Here is a 17,458-nt window from a genome sequence, read left to right on the forward strand (position 1 = left end):
CGTACCCGCATCGCCTACGCCCCGGCCCCGAACGCGCGGGTGAACCGCACGTCGCCCTCGGCCATGTCCCGCATGTCGCTGACCCCGTGCCGGAACATCACCGTCCGGTCGATCCCCATGCCGAACGCGAATCCCGAGTAGACCTCGGGGTCGATGCCGCAGGCGCGCAGCACCCGCGGGTTGACCATGCCGCAACCGCCCCACTCGACCCAGCGCGGGCCGTCGCGGTGTTCGGGGAACCAGACGTCGAACTCGGCGGACGGCTCGGTGAATGGGAAGTAGTGCGGCCGGAAGCGGGTCTTCGCGCCCTCGCCGAACATCGCCCGGGCGAAGTGGTCCAGGGTGCCGCGCAGGTGCGCCATGGTGATGCCCCGGTCGACGACGAGGCCCTCCACCTGGTGGAAGACCGGCGCGTGGGTGGCGTCCAGCTCGTCGGTGCGGTAGACCCGGCCGGGCACGATCACGTAGATCGGCGGCTTGCGGGTCAGCATGGTGCGCGCCTGCACCGGCGAGGTGTGGGTACGCAGGACGAGCCCGGAGCCCGCCGCCTCGGCGGAGCCGTCGGCGGGGGCGACGTGGAAGGTGTCCATCAGGCCGCGCGCCGGGTGGTCCGCGGGGATGTTCAGGGCGTCGAAGTTGGTCCATTCCAGCTCGACCTCGGGCCCCTCGGCCACCTCGTAGCCCATGCCGACGAACAGGTCGCTGATCTGCTCCATCAGGGTGCTGATCGGGTGCCGGGCGCCCCGGGGCCGCCGGTCGTGGGGCAGCGTCACGTCGACGCGCTCCTCCACCAGCACCCGTTGCGCCTGCTCCCGGTCCAGGACCTCCTGGCGGGCCGCGTACGCGGCGTCGATGGCGCGGCGGGCCTCGTTGACCCGCTTGCCGGCGTCGGACTTCGCGGCCGGCGGCAGCGCGCCGATCTCGCGGCGGGCCAGCGAGACCGGGGACCGGTCGCCGAGGTGCGCCGGGCGCAGCGCGGTCAGCGCGTCCGGGTCACCGGCCTCGGCGAACGCCTTCTCGGCGGCGGCGACGGCCTCGGCCAGGGCGGCCGGGTCGAGCAGGGCGACCTGCTTCGGGTCGTACGGATCGTTGCGGTAGCTCATGGCGTACGGGCACTCCCTCACGGCGGCGCCAGCCCTCACGGGCGGCGAAGCGAGTCTACGGACGCGCGGCTGTGCCGCAGCCCGCCGGTGGGAGTTGTGCGGAGAGCAGGTCAGGCCCGCCGCCCGCCGACACCGGCGGGCTGGCTAAACGAACGCCGTGGCGCGTTCATGGGCGGACGCTCTCCCCTGCGGTCTGTGCCTCGGGCGGCCGGGTCACGGCCGCCGCTGTGCTCTCGCCGAAGCGTACAGGCAGACGGCGGCGGCCGCAGCCAGGTTCAGGCTCTCGGCGCGCCCGTGCAGGGGCACCCGGACCCGGGCGTCGGCGGCGGCGGTGAGCGCCTCGGGCAGGCCGTGCGCCTCCGAGCCGAACAGCCAGGCGGTGGGGGCGGCGAGCCGCCCGTCGTCGGCGAGGTCGTCGAGGTCGTCCTCGCCGTAGCCGGTGGTGGCGAGGACGGTGAGCCCGGCGGTGCGCAGCGCCGCGACGACGTCCACCGGGTCGGGCGCGCGGACCACGTCGACGTGGAAGAGGCTGCCGGCCGACGCCCGCACGCACTTGCCGTTGTACGGGTCGACGGCCTCGCCGGCGAAGACCACCGCACCGGCGCCCGCGGCGTCGGCGGTGCGCAGCACGGTGCCGGCGTTGCCCGGGTCACGGATCTCGGCGAGCACGGCCACCAGGCGGGGCCCGTCGGCCAGGGCCCGCTCCAGCGGCACGTCGAGGTGGCGGCAGACGGCGACGAGGCCCTGCGGGGCGACCGTCTCGGCAAGCGCGGCGAGCGCCTCGTCGGTCGCCTCGGAGACGGGCACGTCGGCGCGGGCCGCGACGGCGGCCAGGTCGGCGTGCCGGTCCAGGGCGGCGGGCGTACCGAAGAGTTCGGTGACCACCCCCGGGCGGGCCAGGGCCTCGCGGACCGCCTGCGGCCCTTCGGCCAGGAAGCGGCCGGCGGCCTCGCGGTCCCGGCGGCGCTGCAACCGGCGGGCGGCGACCACCCTGGGGGTACGCGGGGTGAAGGGGCCGGAGACAGCGTCGAGGCGTCTCCCGCGCGATGGTGACTGCATGGGAGACGCCTCGATCTGCTGGTGCGCGGGGATCAGGCGGCCTGGGCCGCCGCGCCGCCGGTGCCCTCGGCCGCGACCGCGGCCCGGGCCAGCTCGACGATCGCCGCGAAGGCGGCGGCGTCGTTGACGGCCAGGTCGGCCAGGATCTTGCGGTCGACCTCGATGCCGGCCAGGCGCAGGCCCTGGATCAGGCGGTTGTAGGTCATCCCGTTGGCGCGGGCGCCCGCGTTGATCCGCTGGATCCACAGCTGCCGGAAGTCGCCCTTGCGGTCGCGACGGTCCCGGTAGGCGTACTGCATCGAGTGCAGCACCTGCTCCTTGGCCTTGCGGTAGAGGCGGGAGCGCTGACCGCGGTAGCCGCTCGCGGTCTCCAGCAGGGTACGACGCTTCTTCTGGGCGTTCACAGCCCGCTTGACGCGTGCCATCTCAACTCCTAATTACGTAAGGTGGCGCGCGTCAGCGGCCGAGCAGCTTCTTGATGCGCTTGACATCGGCCTTGGCCAGCACCACGGTGCCGGTCAGCCGACGGGTCTGGGTGGAGGGCTTCTTCTCCAGGTTGTGCCGGAGGCCGGCCTGCTGGGCAACGATCTTGCCCTTGCCGGTCACCTTGACCCGCTTGCCCATTCCCGTGTGGCTCTTCATCTTCGGCATGTGGAACGTCTCTCCCCTGTTACTCGCCGCTGTTGTCGGCGACGGTGCCGGTGTCACCGGCCGCTGCGGGCTCGTCGGCCGGGGCGCCCTCGGCGTCCCGCTCCCTGGGCCCGCCCCGGGTGGCCGTGGCGGCGACCGCGGCGGCCTTGGTGGCGCGGTGCGGCGCGAGCACCATGATCATGTTTCGACCGTCCTGCTTCGGAGCGGCCTCGACGTACCCCAGCTCCGAGATCTCCGACTCGAGCCGGCGCAGGAGCCGGTAACCCAGCTCCGGACGGCTCTGCTCGCGACCGCGGAACATGATCGTCACCTTGACCTTGTCGCCCGCCTTGAGGAACCGCACCACGTGACCCTTCTTGGTCTCGTAGTCGTGCGGGTCGATCTTCGGCCGGAGCTTCATCTCCTTGATGACGGTCTGCTGCTGGTTACGCCGCGCTTCGCGCGCCTTCAGTGCGCTCTCGTACTTGAACTTGCCGAAGTCCATGAGCTTGCACACCGGCGGGCGCGCCATCGGCGCAACCTCGACCAGGTCCAGGTCGACGTCCGCGGCCAGCTGAAGGGCGCGCTCCAGCGGGACGATGCCCACCTGCTCGCCCTCGGGGCCGACCAGTCGGACCTCACGTGCCCGGATCTGCTCGTTCACGCGTGGTTCGACGCTGATGGGGCCTCCTCGAGTCGGAATCTCTACGTGGCCGACCCTCGCGGCTCCCGGGTGGGAGCCGACTGGAAAGCAGAAGGCCCCGGCGCATGCCAGGGCCCGCTCGACCGGTCGGCACGATCACATGATCGCGCATCCGGTGCCGGGACGTGCCCGGAACCGGTGACCGGACCCGGCCACCGTGGTGGCGACTCGGGTGGGAGCAGGCGCTCCTCTTTCAAGGCCGCACGCGTGGGCGCGATGCGCACACACGAAGACAGCCTGGTCGACTTCGTAACACTACACCCTCGCCCGGACACCCTCCCAACCGGGCACCCGGGTCAGCGGCCGGTGACGCCCTCGGTGAGCCGGGCCTGGTGCGCCTGGTGCAGCCGGCGCAGGGCGCGGACCCCCTCGACGGCCCGCTCCTTGTCGGCGGCCTGCAGGGCGACCATCGGCAGCAGGTCGTCGTCGTGCAGCTCCAGGCTCGCCCAGGGCGCGCCCCGGTCGAAGCGGACCCCCCGGACGACCTCCCACGGCAGCTCGTACGAGCCGACGACATTGCGCACGCGCACCCCCGACGCGTTCGCGTCGACCCGGGGCCGGGTGAAGATCAGCAAGGCGAGCGCGCCGAGGACGCCGAGCCCGACCATCGCGATCTGGTCGCCCCGCTGGAAGCTGCCGTAGCCGTTGCCCGTCGCGCCGCTCAGCGAGGTGGCCAGCAGGCTGAACACCACGAACAGCACGGCCGCGCAGGCCCAGCAGACCACTCGGATACGGCGCGGGCGGAGGTGGACGGACTCGATTTCGCTCACCCCACCAGTCTGCCACCCGATGCGGGCCGTTCCGGCGCCGCCACACGTTCCGGCCCTGCCCGGCGCCCCTCAGTCCTCCTCGGCCTCCAGTTCGCCCATCCGCCGCAGGCGGGGCAGGTCGCGGACGGTGATCCGGCGGTAGTCCGTGTCGACCAGGCCCTCCGTGCGCAGTTCGCGCAGGGCCTTCTGGATGGAGGTCTCGGCGGCGCCGCAGATGCTGGCGAGCTCGGGCTGGGTGAGCCGCACGTCGATGACGACGCCGTCGCGAACCTGGCGGCCGTGGGTGCGGCAGAGCTCGGCGATCACCCGGGCGACCCTGATCATCACCGGGTAGGAGGTGAAGTCGATGCGTCGCCGGTTGGACCAGCGCAGCCGATCCGACACCATCGCCGCCAGCTCCAGCGCGGCGTCCGGGTGCTCCTTGAGGAACGTCTTGAACCGGTCGGGCTGGATGACCCGGTAGGTCGCCGGCCCGCAGGTGGTGACGCTCGCCGAACGAGGTCGGTCGTTGAGCGCCGACATCTCGCCCACGAGGTCACCGCCGACGCGCATGGCCAGCAGCGCGGCGCGCCCGTCCGGGAGGGTCGCGGTGACCTTCGTCAACCCCTCCTCGAGCAGCACCAGGTGCGACTCCCGTACGCCCTCGTGAATGACGATCTGCCCGGGCGGCACCCGCCGGCGCACGCCCAGCTCCAGCAGGGCGACACGCACCGCGGGGCCGAGTCGTTGCAGGAACGTGCCGTACGGCCAGGTGGCGTCGGACAGTTCGGCTGGTCGTCGCATCAGCGGTCTCATCCTCCTCGGCCAGCGACAGCCGTCGAAGCGTAGCCGGCCCTGCGCGTAGCGCGACGCCCGCAGCCGAAGGGCGGCGGCGACGGCGAGCTGGACGATCACGAACGCCAGCAGGACGCCCGGCGGCCAGCCGACCGCGAGCAGCAACTCCATCAGCCCGATCCTCATGCGAACAGGACACCGGTCGACCGCGTGCCGGACCCCCGAACAGGAAGGGAAGACGCCCCGCCGACAGTTCCGGGCGATGCCGTACTTCTACGGGGTTCCGCAGGGCCCGCCCCGGTTCGATGTCCCCTGCGGTGCCCGCCTGTGGGGCGGGTCGGGCGATGAAGGGCGGCACGACGATGCGACATCCCGAGCGGCGACTGTTGATCTCCGTGGACATGGAGCGGTACAGCCGGCGCACCAACCTCCAGCAGTACGAGGCGCAGAAGCACTTCCGGGAACTGCTGCACGAGGCCGCCGGCGACGTCGGCCTCGACCGGGTCGCCTGGACGACGCAGCAGGCCGGCGACGGCGAGCTGGCGATCCTTCCCCGGGACGTGGCCGAGTCCCGCGTCATCGGCCGCTTCGTACCGGAGCTGAACAGGCGGCTGCGCAGCTACAACAGCAGCCGGGTGCCGGCCGCCCGGATCCGCCTGCGGGTCGCCGTCCACCAGGGACTCGTCCACCTCGACGGGGCCAACGGCTTCCCCGGCAACGCCGTCGTCTTCGTCTGCCGGCTGTGCGAGGCGGACCCCGTGAAGCGGGCCCTGGCGGCCTTCCCCGACGCTGGGGTGGCGCTGGTCGTGTCGGCGGAGATCTACCGCGACGTCGTCACCGAGTACCCGGAGGAGATGCGCCCCGAGCGGTTCCGGCGGGTCGAGGTGGCCCACCCGGACAAGGGGTTCCGGGAGGACGCCTGGCTCTGCGTCGTGGACGAGGACCTGTCCGCCCCGCCGGCACCGGAGGACGCCGGCACGCCTCTCCCGGCACCCGCCCCGGCGACGACGCCGCCCGCACCGGCAGGCGTGGCGCCGGGTGGGGACCACCGGGGCGAGCCGCCGGAGTCGGCGGCGCCCCGGACGCCGCCCGGCACGGGCGACATCCGGACGGGTGACGTCCGGGTGGACGGCCAGAACGCGATCGGGCACGGCGCCACGGCGATCGGTTCCGTCGGACGCGATCTGAACTTCGGTGGCGGACGGAAGGGCCGGGCACGGTGACCGCACCCCACTTCCCGTACCCGCCCGTCGTCGACGACGGCGTCGGCGACCCGGACGGGCCCCGGGACGCCCCCGGTGACGACGGGTACGACCGTCTCACGGAAGGCCCGGCGGCGGGCCCGGACCAGGGTCCACCGGACGGGCGGACGGACCCGGCGGACCCGGCGGCGGGAACCGAGTCGCCGGACGGCGGCGAGGCGGACGAGCCGGACGAGCCGGAGGAGCCGCTCGACTCGGGGGATGTCATCCGCCGACTGGCCGACCTGCTCGGCGGCTCCACGATCGGTCTCGGCGACGTACGCGTACGGGGCCAGAACGCCACCGGTCACGGCGCCGTCGCGATCGGCACCGTCAACGTGACCACCGCGGGAACCGACGGCACGGGGCGGATCTGGTACGAGAGCCTGAGCGGCAACGAGGTCCGGGAACTCGCGGAGGGGTACGCGCCGGCGCCGAGTGACCAGCAGCTCGACCGGCACCTCAAGCGCCGGCACCTGGTGTGCCTGTCCGGTCCGTCCTCGAGCGGCCGGTTCACCTCCGCCGTCCTCGCCACCGCCCGCAGGCACGGGCTCGACCGCGCCTGCGTCCTCGGCGCGGAACAGCCCGCCGACCTGCTCGGGTCGAGCAAACGGTTGCCCGCCGGACGCGGGTACGTGCTCCGGCTCGCGGACACCGCGGCGAACGCCGTCGACGGGTTCACCCTCGTGGCCCTCGCGGCGCGGGCCGAGGCGACCGGCATGACGCTGATCCTGGTCGGTGACTTCTCCCGGCGCGGTCAGGATCTCGCCGGCCACGTGGTGGAGCACCGGGTGCCGTCGGCCGTGGAGGTGTTCCGGGCGCGGCTGCGCCAGCAGTTGACCGGACTGTGCGTCGGCTGGTGCCCGGACGGATGCGACGGCACCTGCGTGGAACGGTACGTCGACGACGCATGCGTCACCCATCCGCTGCTCTCGGCCTACCTCGCCGGCGAGCCCCGTCCGGACGAGGTGGTGCCCGTGGTGGAGCTGATCGCCCGGACGGTTCCGCACGGTCCCGCCCTGACCGAGAGGTTGGAGCAGCTGCTCCCCCGCCAGTTGCGCGAGCGCGCGACGCAGATCCTCGACGCCGGCCGACCCGACGGCCCGGACGGCGTCGACGGCTGGGCGGCCGACCAGGCCCGCGCCTTCCGGCTGGCCTGCGCCGTACTGGCCGGGCAGCCGGTGACGGAGATCCATCAGGCGGCCCGCCGGCTGGCCGGGGCCGACCCCACCGGGATCACGCCCACCGGCCCCCGTCTGCGCGGCCCGGAAGTCGACACGCTCCTCGGGTCGACGCTGCGCCAGGCCGTCGTCGTGATCGGTGACGAACGCGCCACGGGGGGCCGGCGGATCGAGTTCGCCGCCGGCAGCGAGCAGCTCCGTTCGACGTTGCTCGAGGTCGCCTGGACGGACTGGTGGCTACCCGGACAGCTGCTCGGCTGGCTGGCGGACCTGGTCCGGTCCGACGTGCCGGGGATCCGGCAGGCCGCCGCGGGCGCCATCGGCTGGTCGGCCGGGCGGGACGTGCGGGCAGCCCTGGAGACGGTCGGCGACCTGGCCCGGGAACGGCGCGCGGGCGTCCGGCAGGCCGCCGCCATCGCGCTGGTCGCGATGGCGATGCAACCCGGCCTGCGACAGCGCGTGCGGACCGAACTCGACCAGTGGGCCGCCGGGCCGGCGGCGCACCTGCGGGACACCGTCGCGCGGGCGTACGGCCTCGGACTGGCCCGCCTCTGGCCCGACGCCGCCCTCATGCAACTGCGCCTGGTGGCGCAGGCCCGCATGCAGCGGCGGAACAACTCCGTGGTCCGGGGCCTGGTCGAGGTCTACCGGAACGGCCACGCCGCCACGCTCGTGCCGGAACTGGTCGACTGGACCGCCTCCGACGACCCGGAGGTGCGGCTGCACGCGGCGCGGACGCTGCGCGTGCTCGCCGACCGCTGGGCGGAGCCGCCCAGGGAACACTGGCCGGAGCTGCTGGATCTCGTCCGGCGGCGGATCGTCGGGCCGGGCGACGTGGCCGCGCTCTGGGCCGTGGCGCTGGGCATGCCGCAGACGGCCTACCGGTCGTGGCGGACGCTCGGCTTCTGGCTCAACCGGGCGGACGGAAATCCCGAGGTCGCGTCCCAGTGTCTGGCCCTGCTCCGGCACGTGATCGCCGGCCGGCCGCCGCTGCGGCACCGCCTCGACCACCAGATCCGCCACGTCTGGCGGCCCATCATGCCGCGCAACGACCTGCTCGACGCCGTACACGCACTCATCGACGAGGACCTGTCATGACGACTCACCCCACCGGGCCGCCCACCACGGCAGCGTTCGTACCGCCTCAGCCGGAGCGTCGCCGCTGGTGGCACGCCTTCTTCCCGCCGGTCGAACCGGTTACTCTGCCCGCTCCCCCGGCGCCCCAGGTCCCCGACACGGTGACGTTCCGCCACGACGTGCCGCAGCCGATCCTGGTCCCGGCGAGGGGCGACGCCTTCGACTTCCGGCTGCACGCCGTCTACACCTGGACCGCGCAGAACATGTCCTACGAGGAGCTGCGGCTGCGGGCCGAGCGGTATCTCGCCTGGGCGGGTGGCGTCGTCCGGGAGCGGGCGGTGGATCTGGCCCGTCAGTACGAGCCGCACCGCTCGCACGACCTGGAGCGGGCGCTCAACGACCGGCTGGTCGGTCAGCGCTGGCCGCGGGAGGGTTCCCAGCCCTACTTCCGGGTGCAGGTGCGGGTCAGCCCGGACGAACGGGTGCGGGAGCGGCTGCGGCCGTACTGGGAGGAGCGGATCAAGCTCGAGTGCGACCACGAGCTGCAGAAGATCAGGGCCCAGCAGGCCGACGAGCTGACCCGCCGGTGGTGCGCCGTGCTGCAGAGCCTGGAGGACGATCCGGTGACCGCGCACGCGGCCCGGCTGACCGGTGAACAGTTCGCCGAGGTCTTCCGCCGGTACGTGGAGGAGCGTCGGGAGACGGTGCCGGACCTGGTGCAGCTGCTGCGGGAGGCCGTGCGGGGGCACGGCGATCTCGGCATGGGGCCGTCGGAGTACACCGAGGCGTGGGACGCGGCGATCCGGACGTACGAACGACGGCACGGGCTCTCCGAGCGGGCGAACTGACCGACGGGCCGGTCCTGCGTACCGCCGGATCACGGCGCCTACCCCGGCGTCGCTGATCCGGCGGTCGCGGCGGGAGCCCCCGGACCGGCGGCGGTGGGCGTCGCGGCGTCGCGCGGACCCCGCCGGCCGCGCCCACGGCCGGCGACCAGAGCGGCCGCCAGGGTGAGCAGCGCTCCGGCGAGCACCGGAAGCCGCAGGCCGGGGCCGCCCGGCAGCAGCGCGTCCAGCAGCAGGGCGCCGCCCAACTGGCCGGCGACGAGGGCGAGCCCGGTGCGCAGCACGCCGACCGCCGGGACGCCGACCAGCAGGGCGGCCACGATGACGACGCCGAGCAGGCCGCCGGTGTAGAGGTACCAGTCGTTTGGCCAGGTCGGGCCCGGCCCGGTGAGGGCGCCGGCCAGCACCGCGACCAGCAGCACGACGGGCGTGGCCGTGGCGAAGTTGACCACCATCCCGGCGGCGGCCGAGCTGGCGGCGGAGACCCGCGCGTTCAGCGCGGACTGGAGCGCGACGCCCAGCCCGCCGGCCACGGCGAGCAGGACCAGGCCGAGGGCGAGGTCGCCGACGGGCTGACCGAGCTGGGCCAGCGTCACGGCGGTCACGCCGAGCAGCGCCCCGGCCACCCGTGGCCGGGTGAGCGCCAGCCGCCCCACCGGCGCCAGCCCGGCCCGGTCGACCGCCAGCCCGCCAAGGCTGCCCCCGGCGACCTGGGCGATGGTGAAGATCGCCACCCCGAGCACCGGCACGATGTACGCGCCGGCCAGCACGATGCCCGCGCCGCCGAGCCCGCCCAGGTACGCCCACCAGGGCAGCCCTGCCCGGCGCAGCGCGGCCAGGCCGGTGCGCGCCGACGGCAGCGCCAGGACTCCGAGGCCGACCAGCAGCGCCCCGCCGAGGTTGTTGACCACCGCCCCCAGGGTCGCGTTGCCGGCCCGCTCGCCGAGCTCGGCGTTGATCGCGCCCTGGGCCGCCGAGGCGACGCCGGCGAGGGTGACCAGGGTCAGCGCCGCCCACGGCGGCAGGCCCGACGCGGTGGGCGGGCGCCCCGGCACCGTCCCCGGCGTGGCCGGGCGTCTCACAGCCGGCAGGCGTGGATGTTGGTGACCAGGATCGCGCGGGCGCCGAGCTCGTACAGCTCGTCCATGATCCGGTGCACGTCGTCGCGGAGCACCATCGCCTGCACCGCCACCCAGCCCTCGCGGTGCAGCGGGGAGACGGTCGGCGACTCGATGCCCGGGGTCAGCGAACTGGCCCGGTCCAGCAGGCCGGCCGGCACGTCGTAGGCGAGCATCACGTAGCGGCGGGCGACCAGCACCCCGTGCAGCCGGCGCAGCAGCTGCGCGGCCTGCGGGTGGGTCGGGGCGTCGGCGCGGCGGACCAGCACCGCCGAAGAGCGCAGCAGCGGCTCGCCGAAGACCACCAGGCCGGCCTGGCGCAGCGTGGCGCCCGTCTCCACCACGTCGGCGACCACGTCGGCGACGCCGAGCCGGACGGCGTTCTCCACCGCGCCGTCGAGGCGGATCACCTCGGCCTTGAGCCCGAGCTCCGCGAGGTGCCGCTCCACGAGCCCCGGGTACGCGGTGGCGATCCGGTGCCCGCCCAGCTCCCGCACCGAGGCGATGTCGTCGGGGCGGGCGGCGAAGCGGAAGGTGGCCCGGCCGAAGGCGAGGTCAACGACCTCCTCGGCGGGGGCCCCGGAGTCGATCAGCAGGTCCCGGCCGGTGATGCCCAGGTCCAGGTCGCCGGAGCCGACGTAGGTGGCGATGTCCTTCGGGCGCAGGTAGAAGAATTCGACGTCGTTGGCCTCGTCCCGGCAGACCAGGTCCTTCGGGTCGGTGCGCTGGCGGTAGCCCGCCTCGCGCAGCATCTGGGCGGCCGGCTCGGCCAGGGTGCCCTTGTTCGGGATGGCGACACGCAGCATGACGGAGTGCTCCTTCGATCGAAACTGATCAACGACGGGGCGCACTCACAGATGTCGGTAGACGTCCTTCAGGTCGAGACCGCTGGCCAGCATCAGCACCTGGACCTGGTAGAGCAGCTGGGAGATCTCCTCGGCGGTGCGTTCCGGCCCCTCGTGCTCGGCGGCCATCCACGACTCGGCCGCCTCCTCGACGACCTTCTTGCCGATGAAGTGCACGCCCTTCTCGAGCGCGGCGACCGTGCCCGAGCCGGGGGTGCCCGCGGCGGCCTTGGCCTGCAGCTCGGCGAACAACTCCTCGAACGTCTTCACGCCGCGATTCTTCCAGCCGCCCCGACGGCCCCGACGCGCCGGGTCAGGCCCCGCTCACCGACCGGGAACGCCCGCACGACGGGTGCGGCCCCGCGCCGGGAACGGGTCAGCCGCCGAAGCCGACCCGGTGGCCGTTGCTGGCGAGGGCGCGGATGGCCAGGGCGGCGTCGAGGGCGGCGACGGTGGCCGCCCAGCCCTTGTCCTCCGCCGAGCCGGGCAGCCCGGCCCGGTCGCGGGCCTGCGCGAGGGTGTCGACGGTGAGGACGCCGTGCGCGACGGGCTTGCCCTCGTCCAGCGCCACCCGGGTCAGCCCGTCGGTGACGGAGCGGCAGACGTAGTCGAAGTGGGCGGTGGCGCCGCGGACCACCACGCCGAGCGCGACCACGACGTCGCAGCGCCGCGCGAGGGCCTGGGCCACCACGGGCAGCTCGACCGAGCCGGCCACCCGGACGGTGACCGCCCGGGCGCCGCACGCCTCGGCGGCCGCGACCGCCCGGTCGAGCATGTGGTCGGTCAGCTCGCCGTGCCAGCGCGCGGCGACCACGCCGACGGTCATCCCGGCGGCGTCCACCGCCGTCACGCCCGGTTCACCGAAACCCGCCATGTCTACGCTCCGATCTCGTCGCCGAGGACCGGCCGGCCCATCGGGGCCTCGGTCACCTCGTCCAGCTCGTCCAGCAGGTGTCCCATCCGGTCCCGCTTGGTGCGCAGGTAGCGCACGTTCTCCGGGTGTGGGCGCACCGGCAGCCCCTCGCGGCCGGTGACGGTCAGCCCGTAGCCCTCCAGGCCGGCGCGCTTGGCCGGGTTGTTGGTGAGCAGCCGCATCGAGCGCACCCCGATGTCGTAGAGGATCTGCGCGCCGGTGCCGTAGTCGCGGGCGTCGGCCGGCAGGCCCAGGTCGAGGTTGGCGTCGATAGTGTCGCGGCCCTGGTCCTGGAGCTGGTACGCCTGGAGCTTGTGCAGCAGCCCGATGCCGCGCCCCTCGTGGCCGCGTACGTAGAGCACCACGCCCCGACCCTCCCGGGCGACCCGGTCCAGGGCGGCGTCGAGCTGCGGGCCGCAGTCGCAGCGCACCGAGCCGAACACGTCCCCGGTGAGGCACTCGGAGTGCACCCGCACCAGCACGTCGTGCCCGTCGCCGATCTCACCCGCGACCAGGGCGACGTGCTCGGCCGAGTCGTGCTCGCTGCGGTAGCCCAGGGCGCGGAACACGCCGTGCCGGGTGGGCATCCGGGCGTCGGCGACCCGCTCGACCTGCTTCTCGGTCCGCCGCCGGTACGCGACCAGGTCGGCGATGGTGATCAGGGTCAGGGAGTGCTCGGCGCAGAACTTCTCCAGGTCCGGCACCCGCATCATGGTGCCGTCGTCGTTGACCAGCTCGCAGAGCACGCCGGCGGGACGCAGCCCGGCCAGCCGGGTCAGGTCGACCGCGGCCTCCGTGTGGCCGGGCCGGCGCAGCACGCCGCCCTCGCGGGCCCGCAGCGGCACCACGTGCCCGGGGCGGGCCAGGTCGGCCGGGCCGGTGCCGGGGTCGGCGAGCAGCCGGATGGTGTGCGCCCGGTCGGCGGCGGAGATGCCGGTGCTGACGCCCTCCCGGGCGTCCACGGTCACCGTGTAGGCGGTGCCGCGCCGGTCCTGGTTGGTGTGGTGCTGCGGCGGCAGGTCCAGCCGGTCGCACTCGCTCTCGGTCAGCGGCGCGCAGATGTAGCCGGACGTGTGGCGCACCATGAAGGCGAGCAGCTCCGGCGTCGCCAGCTCGGCGGCGAAGATCAGGTCGCCCTCGTTCTCCCGGTCGGCGTCGTCGACCACGACGACGGGCCGGCCGGCGGCGACGTCCGCCACCGCCTGCTCGATGCTGCCAAAGGTGCTCATGCCGGCACTCCGCTTCGCTCCGTGCCGACATGAGGCACCACCGCACTGAGCCTGATGATTCGCTCACTTCGCTCGCTCATGCCGGCACTCCGCTTCGCTCCGTGCCGACATGAGGCACCACCGCACTGAGCCTGATGATTCGCTCACTTCGCTCACTCATGCCACGGCCTCCGAGTAGGTCGACGGGATCGGTGCGGGCGCCGGGCGGGCGGCCCGCGAGGTGCGCCACCAGGCGACCAGGCCCCAGGCGCAGAAGGCGCCGTAGACGAGGTACATGGCGGCCGAGGGGTAGAAACCGCCCCGCAGCAGCAGCGGCACGCCGACCGCGTCGACGGCGATCCAGATGAGCCAGAAGTCCACCCAGCCGCGGGCCATGCCGTAGGTGGCGAGCAGGCTGCCGGTGAGGATCCAGGCGTCCGGCAGGGGCCCCCAGGAGCCGAGGGCGGCGAGCAGCGGGTACGCCGCGGCGGTGCCGATCACGGCCGCGAGCAGCAGGCCGAGCCGTTCCCGGCCGGTGGCCCAGCGGGGCGCCACCGCCGTCCGGTCGCCGTCGACGCCCCGGCGGCGGTGCTGCGACCAGCGCCACCAGCCGTAGACGCTGACCGAGAAGAAGAAGACCTGCCGGCCCGCCTGCCCGTAGAGGTCGTGCGCCTGCGGGGTGGCGAAGACACCGCCCAGGAAGACGGTGAACAGCAACGCGTTGCCGATCATGCCGACGGGCCAGGCCCAGACCAGCCGGCGCAGGCCGAACACCGCCGACGCCAGCCCGAAGCCGTTGCCGACGATCTCGCGGACCAGCACCGGCGAGCCGGCGATGCCGACCTGCGCGTCGAGCAACCACCCGAGCGGGCCCATCAGGCCACCCCACCCGGTGCGGCGGCACCCGGCAGGGTGACCGGCAGCCCGCCGGGCGGGCCGGCGTCCGGGAGGGCGGGATCGGCCAGCCGGGCGCCGAGCAGCCGCTCGACGTACTTGGCGAGCACGTCCACCTCGAGGTTGACCGGGTCGCCGACGCGCCGGGCGCCGAGGGTGGTCAGCTTCAGCGTGGTCGGGATCAGGCCGACCGCGAACCAGTCCGGGCCGACCTCGGCGACGGTCAGCGAGACGCCGTCGACCGTGATCGAGCCCTTCTCCACCACGTACCGCGCCAGGGCGGCGGGCAGCCGGAACCGGACGGTCTCCCACTGCGCGGCCGGCTCACGGGCGACGACCTCGCCGACGCCGTCGACGTGCCCCTGCACGAGGTGTCCGCCGAGGCGGCTGTTCAGCGCGGCGGCCCGCTCCAGGTTGACCGGGTCGCCGGCCCGCAGCGCGCCCAGTGCGGAGCGGCGCAGCGTCTCCCCCATCACGTCCGCGGTGAAGGTCCCGTTCTCGACGTCGACCACGGTCAGGCAGACGCCGTTGACCGCGATCGAGTCGCCGTGCCGGGCGTCCGAGGTGACCAGCGGGCCGCGGACCGCGACCAGCGCCGAGTCACCCGCCGTCTCCGTGATCCGGACGACCTCACCCAACTCCTCGACGATGCCGGTGAACATGTCAGCCCTCCCTCTTCCGGGGCAGCGCGGTGATCCGCAGGTCGGGTCCGACCTGCGTAACGTCGACGTACTCCAGGTCGATGGCCTCGGCGATGGTGTTCACACCGGCGTCGACCAGGGCGGTCGGGCCGGCGCCGAGCAGCCGGGGCGCGACGTAGCCGACGATCTTGTCGACCAGGCCGGCGGCCAGGAAGGCCCCGGCCAGCTTCGGGCCGCCCTCCAGCAGCGCGGCGCGGACCCCGCGCTGGTGCAGCGCGGCGAGCAGCGCCGGCAGGTCGACCCGGCCGTCGGGCCCGGTGCCGACCTCCGCCGCGGTGGCGATCCACGTGCGCGCCGCGCCGTCGCGGACCCGGGCGTCGGCCGGCGTACGCCCGTCGGTGTCCACCACGACCCGCAGCGGCTGCCGGATGGCGAGCGTGCCGTCGCGCAGGTTGCGGGCGGTGAGCCGGGGGTCGTCGGCGAGGACCGTGCCCACCCCGGCGAGCACCGCGTCGACGGTGCCGCGCAGCGCGTGCACGTCCATCCGGGCGGCCTCGGAGGTGATCCACATGCTGGTGCCGTCGGCCGCCGCCGACCGGCCGTCCAGCGTCGCGGCGAACTTCCAGATCACGTACGGCCAGCCCCGGCGCATCGAGGTGAGCCAGGCGACGTTGCCGGCCTCCGCCTCGCACGCGCGTACCCCCGTGTCGACCTGGATCCCGGCGGCGCGCAGCGTGGCGGCGCCTCCGGTGGCGAGCGGGTTGGGGTCGGGCACGGCGATGACGACCCGGGCGACGCCGGCGCGCACCAGCGCGCTGCTGCAGGGGCCGGTGCGGCCGGTGTGGTCGCAGGGTTCCAGGGTGACCACGGCGGTGCCGCCGCGGGCCCGCTCCCCCGCCTGGGCGAGCGCGACGATCTCGGCGTGCGGCCCTCCGGCGTAGGCGTGGAACCCCTCGCCGACCACCTGCCCGTCGGCGTCGAGCAGCACGCAGCCGACCACCGGGTTGGGGCTGGTCGTGCCGAGACCGCGCGCGGCGAGTTCCACCGCGCGACGCATCGCCTCGTCGACGGAGACGCCGGCCATGCCCTGCCCTCTCACTCGCCGGTCGACGCGCGGGCGGTCACGGGAGGCAACGGCATGGGGCCGCGAGCGTGCGGCGGCGGAGATCCGGGTACGGCGGGGCCGCCCCGGGGGGCGCGCACGGCACGCTGAACTCAGCGGCCGGGCAGGGCCCGTCCGTCCCGCGCGCTGTCTCCCATCCGGACTGTCTGGGGGCGGGGTTTCCCGCTCCCAACCGTCGGCCCCGGATTCTCACCAGGTCCACCGGGCGGCACGAGGCCGACCGGGTCGCGGGCTTACCACGGTCACACCGTGGATCACCGCCGGTTCGGAATTACACCGAGTCCCGCCAGCGCGTGGTGGGTACACGGGAAGTGTTACACGCCGGACGGGGGGTCGCGCCACCCGGGCGTGGTACTTCACAGCAACAGCGCACGAATCAGGTGACCCCGCGCCGGCGGTCCACCGCCACGTACGAGCCGGGTTGGCTCTTGGCCACTGTCTTCATCTCGGAGGCGACCGCGATCGCCTCCAGCGGGTCGGTGAACCGCTTGCCGGAGTCGGAGAGGGACACGCCGATCGAGAGGGTGACCAGGGCCGCCCGCCGGATGTTGCCCCGGCGGTCCTTCAGCTCCACGTAGCCGCGCGCGGCGTCGACCGGGTCGTAGAGCGAGTCGGCGGCCTTCTCGAAGTCGGCGGAGACCCGGGAGGTGAGCGGCCGGACCTGCTCCGGGGCGCAGACGATGACGAAGTCGTCCCCGCCGACGTGCCCCAGGAAGGCCGGCGGCAGCCCGACCGAGACCACCGCCCGGTGCAGGCTGCGGGCCAGGGCCGAGATGAAGTCGTCGCCGCGGACGAAGCCGTACCGGTCGTTGACGCTCTTGAACCGGTCGATGTCGATGTAGCCGACGGCGTAGTCGACCCCGCTGCGGACGCGGTCGGAGATCTCCCGGCGGATCCGGCTGTTGCCGGGCAGCCCGGTCAGCGGCGAGACCTCGCGGAACTCCTTGTTGCGGCGCAGCGTGGAGCTGACCCGGGCGACCAGTTCGGCGGTGTCGAAGGGCTTGACCAGGTAGTCGTCGGCGCCGGCGCTGAGCCCGTGCACCTTGTCGACCGTCATGCCCTTGGCGGTCAGCATGATCACCGGCAGGGCGGAGGTCATCGGGTCGGCGCGCAGCCGCCGGGTCAGCTCCAGCCCGTCGATGCGCGGCATCATCAGGTCGACCACCGCCAGGTCGGGGCGCTGGCGCTCGATCACCTCGAGCGCCTCCTGCCCGTCGCTGGCGTGGATCACCTCGAAGCCGTGCAGCCGGAGGTTGAACGCGACGAAACGCGCGATGTCCTCGTCGTCGTCGACGACGAGGATGACGTCCGGGCGGTCCCCGGCCGGTTCCAC

General features: G+C 74.1%; 19 protein-coding genes and 1 riboswitch. Of the genes, 3 read left to right on the plus strand and 16 right to left on the minus strand.

The window, feature by feature from the left end; all coding sequences use genetic code 11:
- Positions 1–14 precede the first annotated feature (14 nt).
- From pheS to ACLQ22_RS27100, 7 genes are all read right to left on the minus strand, one after another.
- On the minus strand, positions 15–1,103 hold the full coding sequence (pheS, locus tag ACLQ22_RS27070; RefSeq protein ID WP_121395186.1) for a phenylalanine--tRNA ligase subunit alpha: 1,089 nt from the start codon (positions 1,101–1,103) through the stop codon (positions 15–17).
- Between the two features lie 213 nt (positions 1,104–1,316).
- Positions 1,317–2,162 carry a TrmH family RNA methyltransferase gene (locus tag ACLQ22_RS27075; protein WP_425694792.1) on the minus strand — a complete coding sequence of 282 codons (846 nt, stop codon included), beginning with the start codon at positions 2,160–2,162 and terminating at the stop codon, positions 1,317–1,319.
- Between the two features lie 32 nt (positions 2,163–2,194).
- A complete protein-coding gene (rplT, locus tag ACLQ22_RS27080; RefSeq protein ID WP_030335718.1) occupies positions 2,195–2,587 on the minus strand; it encodes a 50S ribosomal protein L20 in 393 nt (130 codons plus the stop codon).
- Between the two features lie 31 nt (positions 2,588–2,618).
- The gene (gene rpmI, locus ACLQ22_RS27085) at positions 2,619–2,813 is read right to left on the minus strand and encodes a 50S ribosomal protein L35 (protein ID WP_007458415.1); all 195 of its coding nucleotides are present in this window, start codon (positions 2,811–2,813) and stop codon (positions 2,619–2,621) included.
- Between the two features lie 19 nt (positions 2,814–2,832).
- Positions 2,833–3,456: a translation initiation factor IF-3 gene (gene infC, locus ACLQ22_RS27090; protein ID WP_121395190.1), complete on the minus strand. Its 624-nt coding sequence runs from the start codon at positions 3,454–3,456 to the stop codon at positions 2,833–2,835.
- A gap of 335 nt (positions 3,457–3,791) precedes the next feature.
- The gene (locus tag ACLQ22_RS27095; protein WP_425694793.1) at positions 3,792–4,265 is read right to left on the minus strand and encodes a PH domain-containing protein; all 474 of its coding nucleotides are present in this window, start codon (positions 4,263–4,265) and stop codon (positions 3,792–3,794) included.
- Positions 4,266–4,334: 69 nt separating this feature from the next.
- Positions 4,335–5,225: a Crp/Fnr family transcriptional regulator gene (locus ACLQ22_RS27100; protein ID WP_425694794.1), complete on the minus strand. Its 891-nt coding sequence runs from the start codon at positions 5,223–5,225 to the stop codon at positions 4,335–4,337.
- A 176-nt stretch (positions 5,226–5,401) separates the two neighbouring features.
- On the opposite strand from ACLQ22_RS27100, the gene ACLQ22_RS27105 reads away from it, so the two are divergent.
- Genes ACLQ22_RS27105 through ACLQ22_RS27115 form a run of 3 tightly spaced genes read left to right on the plus strand, consistent with a single transcriptional unit; the run spans position 5,402 to position 9,386 of the window.
- Positions 5,402–6,262 (plus strand): hypothetical protein, encoded by an 861-nt coding sequence (locus tag ACLQ22_RS27105; RefSeq protein ID WP_425694795.1) that lies wholly within the window; start codon positions 5,402–5,404, stop codon positions 6,260–6,262.
- Positions 6,259–8,559, plus strand: a complete 2,301-nt coding sequence (locus tag ACLQ22_RS27110) for a hypothetical protein (RefSeq protein ID WP_425694796.1) — start codon at positions 6,259–6,261, stop codon at positions 8,557–8,559. The genes ACLQ22_RS27105 and ACLQ22_RS27110 overlap by 4 nt, the downstream gene beginning before the upstream one ends.
- On the plus strand, positions 8,556–9,386 hold the full coding sequence (locus ACLQ22_RS27115; protein WP_425694797.1) for a hypothetical protein: 831 nt from the start codon (positions 8,556–8,558) through the stop codon (positions 9,384–9,386). Before ACLQ22_RS27110 ends, ACLQ22_RS27115 begins: the two co-directional genes overlap by 4 nt.
- A 38-nt stretch (positions 9,387–9,424) precedes the next feature.
- Here ACLQ22_RS27115 and ACLQ22_RS27120 read toward each other — a convergent pair whose 3' ends face one another.
- The 9 genes from ACLQ22_RS27120 to ACLQ22_RS27160 form a co-directional block, all read right to left on the minus strand.
- A complete protein-coding gene (locus tag ACLQ22_RS27120; RefSeq protein WP_425694798.1) occupies positions 9,425–10,438 on the minus strand; it encodes a DMT family transporter in 1,014 nt (337 codons plus the stop codon).
- A gap of 23 nt (positions 10,439–10,461) precedes the next feature.
- On the minus strand, positions 10,462–11,307 hold the full coding sequence (gene hisG / locus ACLQ22_RS27125; RefSeq protein ID WP_416610291.1) for an ATP phosphoribosyltransferase: 846 nt from the start codon (positions 11,305–11,307) through the stop codon (positions 10,462–10,464).
- A 45-nt stretch (positions 11,308–11,352) separates the two neighbouring features.
- Complete coding sequence (locus ACLQ22_RS27130; protein ID WP_088947482.1) at positions 11,353–11,616, minus strand: phosphoribosyl-ATP diphosphatase; 264 nt, start codon at positions 11,614–11,616, stop codon at positions 11,353–11,355.
- Between the two features lie 106 nt (positions 11,617–11,722).
- On the minus strand, positions 11,723–12,220 hold the full coding sequence (gene ribH, locus ACLQ22_RS27135) for a 6,7-dimethyl-8-ribityllumazine synthase (RefSeq protein WP_425694799.1): 498 nt from the start codon (positions 12,218–12,220) through the stop codon (positions 11,723–11,725).
- Between the two features lie 2 nt (positions 12,221–12,222).
- Positions 12,223–13,488 carry a bifunctional 3,4-dihydroxy-2-butanone-4-phosphate synthase/GTP cyclohydrolase II gene (locus ACLQ22_RS27140; protein ID WP_425694800.1) on the minus strand — a complete coding sequence of 422 codons (1,266 nt, stop codon included), beginning with the start codon at positions 13,486–13,488 and terminating at the stop codon, positions 12,223–12,225.
- Between the two features lie 156 nt (positions 13,489–13,644).
- Positions 13,645–14,343 (minus strand): nicotinamide riboside transporter PnuC, encoded by a 699-nt coding sequence (gene pnuC / locus ACLQ22_RS27145; RefSeq protein WP_425694801.1) that lies wholly within the window; start codon positions 14,341–14,343, stop codon positions 13,645–13,647.
- Complete coding sequence (locus ACLQ22_RS27150; RefSeq protein WP_425694802.1) at positions 14,343–15,023, minus strand: riboflavin synthase; 681 nt, start codon at positions 15,021–15,023, stop codon at positions 14,343–14,345. Before ACLQ22_RS27150 ends, pnuC begins: the two co-directional genes overlap by 1 nt.
- A gap of 1 nt (position 15,024) precedes the next feature.
- Positions 15,025–16,086 (minus strand): bifunctional diaminohydroxyphosphoribosylaminopyrimidine deaminase/5-amino-6-(5-phosphoribosylamino)uracil reductase RibD, encoded by a 1,062-nt coding sequence (gene ribD / locus ACLQ22_RS27155; protein ID WP_425694803.1) that lies wholly within the window; start codon positions 16,084–16,086, stop codon positions 15,025–15,027.
- Positions 16,087–16,246: 160 nt separating this feature from the next.
- Positions 16,247–16,420: riboswitch (FMN riboswitch) on the minus strand.
- An 81-nt stretch (positions 16,421–16,501) separates the two neighbouring features.
- Entirely contained in the window at positions 16,502–17,458 is a 957-nt protein-coding gene (locus ACLQ22_RS27160; protein ID WP_121395205.1) for a GGDEF domain-containing response regulator, read from the minus strand.

Source organism: Micromonospora sp. DT178 (assembly GCF_049841695.1).
In the GTDB taxonomy this organism is placed as follows: Bacteria; Actinomycetota; Actinomycetes; order Mycobacteriales; family Micromonosporaceae; genus Micromonospora.

Coding starts and splice junctions, on each gene's coding strand:
- ACLQ22_RS27105 (WP_425694795.1), top strand. CDS start 5,402: ATGCGACATCCCGAGCGGCGACTGTTGATCTCCGTGGACATGGAGCGG.
- ribH (WP_425694799.1), bottom strand. CDS start 12,220: ATGGCGGGTTTCGGTGAACCGGGCGTGACGGCGGTGGACGCCGCCGGG.
- rplT (WP_030335718.1), bottom strand. CDS start 2,587: ATGGCACGCGTCAAGCGGGCTGTGAACGCCCAGAAGAAGCGTCGTACC.
- ACLQ22_RS27100 (WP_425694794.1), bottom strand. CDS start 5,225: ATGAGGATCGGGCTGATGGAGTTGCTGCTCGCGGTCGGCTGGCCGCCG.
- pnuC (WP_425694801.1), bottom strand. CDS start 14,343: ATGGGCCCGCTCGGGTGGTTGCTCGACGCGCAGGTCGGCATCGCCGGC.
- ribD (WP_425694803.1), bottom strand. CDS start 16,086: ATGGCCGGCGTCTCCGTCGACGAGGCGATGCGTCGCGCGGTGGAACTC.
- ACLQ22_RS27075 (WP_425694792.1), bottom strand. CDS start 2,162: ATGCAGTCACCATCGCGCGGGAGACGCCTCGACGCTGTCTCCGGCCCC.
- ACLQ22_RS27140 (WP_425694800.1), bottom strand. CDS start 13,488: ATGAGCACCTTTGGCAGCATCGAGCAGGCGGTGGCGGACGTCGCCGCC.
- ACLQ22_RS27115 (WP_425694797.1), top strand. CDS start 8,556: ATGACGACTCACCCCACCGGGCCGCCCACCACGGCAGCGTTCGTACCG.
- pheS (WP_121395186.1), bottom strand. CDS start 1,103: ATGAGCTACCGCAACGATCCGTACGACCCGAAGCAGGTCGCCCTGCTC.
- rpmI (WP_007458415.1), bottom strand. CDS start 2,813: ATGCCGAAGATGAAGAGCCACACGGGAATGGGCAAGCGGGTCAAGGTG.
- hisG (WP_416610291.1), bottom strand. CDS start 11,307: ATGCTGCGTGTCGCCATCCCGAACAAGGGCACCCTGGCCGAGCCGGCC.
- ACLQ22_RS27150 (WP_425694802.1), bottom strand. CDS start 15,023: ATGTTCACCGGCATCGTCGAGGAGTTGGGTGAGGTCGTCCGGATCACG.